The sequence below is a fragment of the Azohydromonas caseinilytica genome (genome assembly GCF_012927045.1).
GTDB lineage: Bacteria > Pseudomonadota > Gammaproteobacteria > Burkholderiales > Burkholderiaceae_C > Azohydromonas > Azohydromonas caseinilytica.
In genome coordinates, this window is the sequence record NZ_JABBFW010000089.1 from 1 (window position 1) to 1,567 (window position 1,567).

Annotated in this window: 1 protein-coding gene; it reads right to left on the reverse strand. The window is 66.9% G+C overall.

Translation table 11 applies throughout. From position 1 onward, the window contains the following. Positions 1–172: 172 nt before the first annotated feature. A complete protein-coding gene (locus HHL10_RS30070; RefSeq protein WP_169164101.1) occupies positions 173–1,501 on the reverse strand; it encodes an IS1182 family transposase in 1,329 nt (442 codons plus the stop codon). Positions 1,502–1,567: the final 66 nt, after the last annotated feature.

Below are 1,567 nucleotides of genomic sequence, written 5' to 3' on the forward strand. Positions count from 1 at the left end.
CTAGGAGCGTGGGCGGCAGAGTTTTCGGAGGCTACCCAGCGCGCCGAGGTTCAAGTCCTGCCGCGGTATCGCAATGAACGCGGTCTTGGCTGCGTCTGACGGCGATCGGTGAAGGACTGCGCTGGTGCCTTCGAGGTCCGCAAGAGGGCTGACTTGGGCGCTGTGGATCGCTTCACGAGGCACTCATCGTGCTCATGCGGCGCAGGTTCAGCGCCATGCACACGAGCTTCCACTCGGCCTGCACCCGATGCAGGCCCCGCAGGCTGAACTGACGGAACCCGAGCACGCTCTTGATCCAGCCGTTGGGCGGCTCAGCGATCCATTTGCGCCGCCGGTAGGCGGCTTTTCCTTCATCGCTTTGCAACTTGGCCGCCATGGCGGCCGTGTGCGGATGGGTCTCGGGATTGAGCCCAGCGAGTTGCTTGCCCTCGCGTCCGAGCGCAACGATCCACTCGGTGGCCGAGCCCTGGAGCTGCTTGAAGTTCTCTTCGCTGCGGTAGCCCGCGTCGGCCAGACCTTGCTCAGGCAGCGCACCGGTGTTGGCCTCGATGGCTTGCACCATCGGGAGCAACTGACCGCTGTCCGCAGCGTTGTTCCCAAGCTCGGCCGCAATGATGATGTGCGCGGTGTCGTCCACCGCTGTCTGCGCGTTGTAGCTCGGGTCGAACCCGCCGCCGGTGCGCTTCATGATGCGGCTGTCGGGGTCGGTGAAGTTCTCCTGTGCCTTGGGCTCGGGCACGCCGAAGTCGCGCTTGTAGCGCCCGCCCTTCTTGGGCTTGCCGTCCGGGCCGCGCGGGCGCCTGTCGTCGTCATCGCTGCGCCCGCGCTCGGTGTCGGCATCGCGTTGGCGCTGCTCCAGCCGCTCACGGGCTTGCGCGATGGCCTTCAAGCGCACCTCGCGCCGTTGGATCTCAGCCGGGATGTCGAGCTCGGGCTCATTGGCTTCAGCCTCGTCGGTGTTCTTGGCGCGCTGTAGCAGCACGTCGATCTGGGCCTTGAGCTCGGCTTCGGCCAGCTGCATGCGCTCGTAGCTCATGGCCTTGTGGCGGCTGGCGTTGGCCTTGACCTTGGTGCCATCGATGGCTACCGCGCCGAGCTTGACCAGCCCCATCTCGCGCGCGAGCTGGACCACCTGCACGAAGAGCGCGCCGAGCTCCTGGAGGTGCAGTGCCCGGAAGTCGCGGATCGTGCGGTGGTGCGGGAAGTTGCCCGCCCCCAGGAAGCGAAACGCCAGATCCTCGTGGAGCCGGCGCTGGATCTTGCGCGAGCTGAACACGCCCGTGGCGTAGCCGTAGACCAGCACCTTGACCATCATCGCCGGGTGGAAGGGCTGGTTGCGCGAGCCGCCCCCGGCGTAGCGTGCGTGGAACGCGCTCAGGTCCAGCGCATCGACCGTGTCGCTGATGAAGTACGCCAAGTGCCCCTCGGGCAGCCAGTCCTGCAGCGAGGCTGGCAGCAGCATGAGCTGGTCGGGCGCGTAGGGGCGGTAGCTGGTGGCCATCAAGTCAAAGCGCGGGTCGTGCCTTCGATTGTCCGCGACCCCGTTCTGCCGCCCACGCTCCTAGGC